General features: G+C 75.4%; 4 protein-coding genes. All 4 read right to left on the bottom strand.

The window, feature by feature from the left end; translation table 11 throughout:
• Positions 1 to 279 precede the first annotated feature (279 nt).
• The gene (locus ACFWBW_RS41570) at positions 280 to 1,029 is read right to left on the bottom strand and encodes an endonuclease/exonuclease/phosphatase family protein (protein WP_385385071.1); all 750 of its coding nucleotides are present in this window, start codon (positions 1,027 to 1,029) and stop codon (positions 280 to 282) included.
• A gap of 83 nt (positions 1,030 to 1,112) precedes the next feature.
• The gene (locus ACFWBW_RS41565) at positions 1,113 to 2,054 is read right to left on the bottom strand and encodes an ROK family glucokinase (RefSeq protein ID WP_250743712.1); all 942 of its coding nucleotides are present in this window, start codon (positions 2,052 to 2,054) and stop codon (positions 1,113 to 1,115) included.
• A gap of 61 nt (positions 2,055 to 2,115) precedes the next feature.
• The gene (locus ACFWBW_RS41560; RefSeq protein ID WP_385385067.1) at positions 2,116 to 2,646 is read right to left on the bottom strand and encodes a DUF5304 domain-containing protein; all 531 of its coding nucleotides are present in this window, start codon (positions 2,644 to 2,646) and stop codon (positions 2,116 to 2,118) included.
• A gap of 111 nt (positions 2,647 to 2,757) precedes the next feature.
• Positions 2,758 to 3,906 carry an ArsA family ATPase gene (locus tag ACFWBW_RS41555; protein ID WP_385385065.1) on the bottom strand — a complete coding sequence of 383 codons (1,149 nt, stop codon included), beginning with the start codon at positions 3,904 to 3,906 and terminating at the stop codon, positions 2,758 to 2,760.
• Positions 3,907 to 4,318 lie beyond the last annotated feature (412 nt).

Here is a 4,318-nt window from a genome sequence, read left to right as displayed (position 1 = left end):
GGTACATCCAGCCTCGCCGGCGTTTGAGGCGCAGGGGTCCGGGGACTGGTCCCCGGCAACGGGTCCGGGCGGAGCCCGGGGAACGGGCGAAGGGCGGGTAGGGGACCCAGCCCCGCAGGGCACAACCAGCCGCACCCGCCCACCGGCCCCGCCCCAGGACGACAGTGGCAGGCACACCGACCAGCCACCGCCGGACGGAGTCCGGCACAGCGCCGCGAAGCCGGTAAGGCCCCCAGGGCCGCACCGCGCGAGCAGCGCGTCAAGAAGGTGTGCGGCGCGTCAGGAAGGCAATCGCAGCGCGGCCAGGACCGGGAGGTGGTCCGTCGCTCGGGCCAGGTCCGCGGGGGTGACTCCCGGTAGGCCCTCGGGGACGCCGCAGGCCAGCACCTCCACCCCCGCACTGGCGAAGACCGCATCGATCCGGCGCGGCGCCGCCGACCGCACCCATGTGTGCTCCCCACCCCACGGCGCCACCACCCGGCAGTCCTGCAGCGCCCCCGCCAGCCGGCGGAAGGCCGGCCCCGACGGGCCCTCGTTGATGTCCCCCGCCGCGATCGCGTACGGCACGTCCATCCCGGCGAGCCGGTCCAGCAGCAGCTCCGACTGGGCCAGCCGTTCGGGCCCGTCCAGCGACAGGTGCGCGCTCAGCACACCGACCCGGACCCCGCCCAGCCGTACGACCGCCGTGGCGAAACCCCGCCGGTGGCGGCCCGGCGTCAACGGCAGCAGTATGTCCTCGGTCCGCTCCACGGAGGCCCGTAGGGAGCACAGGAGCAGCGGTCCCGCCGCCGTCGCGCCGCCCGACAGGACCACCAGGTCGCACTTCGCGGCCAGCCGCGCCGCGTGCTTGCGCCACCGGAAGAACCGCGGCGCCTCCTGTACGCAGACCAGGTCCGGCGCGCACGCGCGGATCACCCGGGCCAGTGCGTCCTCGTCGTCGCGCAGTGAGCGGACGTTGTAGGAGAGCACCCGGATCACGGCGGAACCATCTGCTTCGGTACGGGAGTTCGGCAGCTCGGTGAGGTCCATACCCGGCAACATAACGAGACTGCCCGCCGCACCCCAGGGGGCGCGGCGGGCAGTCCGCCGATACGGGATGCAGCAGGTGGGTCTCAGCCCTGGCGGGCCAGGTCGGCCGCGCCGACCAGACCGGCCTTGCCGCCGAGCTGCGCCGCGAGCACCTGCGCGTGCGGACGCCACGCGCCGCCGATCAGCCAGCGCTTGAAGGACTTGCGGATCGGGTCGAGGACCAGGTCGCCCTCGTCCGAGACGCCGCCGCCGACGATGAACGCCGACGGGTCGAAGAGCGAGGCCAGGTCCGCGAGGCCGGCGCCCGCCCAACGGGCCAGTTCGCGGAAGGAGTCGATGGCCACCAGGTCGCCGGCCCGGGCCGCCTCGCTGATGTGCTTGCCCTCGATGCCGTCGGGGGTGCCGTCGCCGAGCGCGAGCAGGGCCTTGGCGTTCTCGGGGGTGGCGTTGGCGCGCTGCTTCGCGTACCGGACGAGCGCGCGCCCGGAGGCGTACTGCTCCCAGCAGCCCTGGCTGCCGCAGCCGCACAGCAGGCCGTCCGGGACGACCCGGATGTGGCCGAACTCGGCGGCCACGCCGAAGCGTCCGCGCCGGAGCTTGTTGCCGATGATGATGCCGCCGCCCAGGCCCGTGCCGAGCGTGATGCAGATGACGTCCTCGTGGCCCTGGCCGGCGCCGAAGCGGTACTCGCCCCAGGCTGCGCAGTTGGCGTCGTTCTCGACGACCACGGGCAGGCCGATGCGCTGCTCGACCTTGTCCTTCAGCGGCTCGTGCCGCCAGTTGATGTTCGGCGCGAAGAGTACGGTCGCGCGCTTGTCGTCGACGTATCCGGCGGCGCCGATGCCGACCGCGTCGATGGTGTGGCTGGCGCTGACCTCGGAAACGGCGGCGCAGATCGCGTCCGTCACTCCGTCCGGGGTCGGCGGGGTGGGCACCTTGTACGTCTCAAGGATGGTGCCGTCTTCGTCGACCACGCCGGCCGCGATCTTCGTGCCGCCGATGTCGACGCCGATGGTGAGTCCCATTAGTCCCTCGGTTTCCGGTCAAACCCCGCCGCTGTCAACCGTACCCGAGGGAGGCGGGGGTTCAGTCGAGATCGATCCGCTCGGTCGGGCCGTCATTGCCCTCGTCACGGGGGTCCTTCGCGTTCCCGGCGGCGTTTTCGGGGGCATTTTCGGCGGTCCCCGCGGTCCCGCTCCCCCGTCCGGGGGCCGGCTCGTCGCGCGTCCAGCGGCGTTCGTGGCCCTCGACGGCGGAGCGGTAGGCGGCGAGCAGCTCCGAGCCGGCCGCCGCGAGGTGGTCGAAGACCTCGGGGTTGCGCTCGACGACGGGCTTGGCGGCGCTCTTCGCCTGGTTGACGAACTGTCGTACGGCGCCCTGCGCGGCGACCCCGAACAGCGGGTTGTGCAGCGCGGAGACCTTGTCGGACACCTTGTCGGCGACGGCCTCGAAGAGCTTGAACAGCTCCTCGGCGGCGGTCCCGGCGCCGGTGCCCGCGGAGGCGCCCTGCTCGGACCTGCGGCGTTCCCGCTCGGCGGCGAGGTCCTCGGCGCAGGCCTCGGCCCAGGCGTCGTCCCCGGCGGAGGGATCGGTGGGGCGGTCGGTGGCCTCGCTCATGGCGGACTCTCCTGCGGCGGCGGCTGGGCGTGCGGTACGGACTCCTGCTCCCTCCGACGTTACCCGAACGGCGGTACGCCCCCCAGGCCCGCGGGCCCTCCGGCCCGTCCTCTACGCCTTCTCGCCGCCGCGGGGCCACAGGTCCGGGTCCGGGGTGAAGCGGATGCGGAGCTCGCCTTCGGCGAGGGCGGCCCCGGAGACGGTGCAGCGGCGCAGGGCCGCGGGCAGGGGAACGATCCTGCGGTACGGGCCCACGGTGAGCAGCAGCTCGTCCCCGCGCCGGACCAGGCCGAGCTCGCGCTTCTCGGCGCCGGGCAGCGGGACCCGCCAGAGCAGCACCCCGTCTTCGGCGATCCGGTCCTCGACGGCCCAGGCGGGGCGGGGCGCGATCGCCGGGGCGGGGGCCGGGGCCAGCTCCGCCAGGTCCCCGGGGCCGTGCGGGTCCCGGCCCAGGTGGGGTACGGGGAGCACCGGAAGGCTCTCGTCGCCGGCCCACTGGGCGGCGTACTTCTCCTGCTGGGCGGCGAGTCCCGCCAGCCACGGGTCGGTGGATCCGGCGGGCAGCATCCGGTTGGCGACGAGCGCCGAGACGGGCAGCCGGTACAGGGCGAGCCCGAGCCTGCCCAGGCGCAGTGCGGCGTCGGCGGCGGGTCCCGGCTCGGCGACGAGCCGTACGGAGGTGGTGGGGGCCTCCAGGACGTCCTGGACGGCCGCCAGGTCCTCGTCCCAGCGGGCGGCGGCCTCGTACAGCCACTGCGAGGGCATCGGGACGCCGGCGAGCTGTGCCAGTACGGGGCGCAGGGCGCGGGCCGCCTGGCGCTCCGCGGGGAGCAGCCGGGCGAGGTAGCGGCGGATCTGGGCGGGGAGGGCGAGGGTGGTGATCGCCTGGTGCAGCGGGGGCAGGTCGACCACGACGAGGTCGGTGCCGGGCTCGTCCGCGGCCCGCCGCAGGGCGCGGAGCAGGGCGAACTGCTCGGCGCCGGGCAGCTCGGTGATCTCGTCGGCGTGCAGGGGGCGGGCGCCGAGCATCCCGAGCACCGCGGAGCCGCGCTCCTGGAGCGAGACGAGCTCGCGCCGGAACTCCTCGCCGGAGTCGACGCGGGCCACCCTGAGCGTGCCTTCCGGAGCCACGGGCGGTTCGCCTGGGCCGGTGCAGAGCAGGAGGACCCGGTGGCCCTGCCGTGCGGCGGCGAGTGCGGTGGCCGCCGCGATGGTGCTGCGCCCGGCGCCGCCGGGGCCGGTGACGAGAAGGGTGTGCATGCTGCTCCTAGCTCCGCGTGTGCCTGGCCCCTGTCCCCGGCGGGGCCGGCCGGTGGCCCCCGCCAGCCTGCCACGCCCCCGGAGCCCGCCCGGGCCGGCGCCGGCCGGTTACGCACGCAGCCACGCCCGCGGGCGTGCCGCTGCGCGGTCGAAGCCCCCGCAGCAACCCTGACCGCTGCGCGGGGCGAAGTCCCCGCTGCGACCCTCGCCGCTGCGCGGGGCAAAGTCCCCGCAGCTACCCTCGCCGCTGCGCGGGGCGAAGTTCCCCTACCCGCCCTTCGCCCGTTCCCAGGGCCGGCCCTGCCCCGGCCCTCAAACGCCGGACGGGCTGGAAGCGGGGCCCCGGGCTGCGCCCGGACCCCCTGGGGCTCCGCCCCAGACCCCGCTCCTCAAACGCCGGAGGGGCTGGATG

It is taken from the genome of Streptomyces sp. NPDC059957 (assembly GCF_042730015.1).
GTDB lineage: Bacteria > Actinomycetota > Actinomycetes > Streptomycetales > Streptomycetaceae > Streptomyces.
Note: the sequence above shows the minus strand (reverse complement) of the source record. Positions and strands in the feature narration are given on the sequence as shown.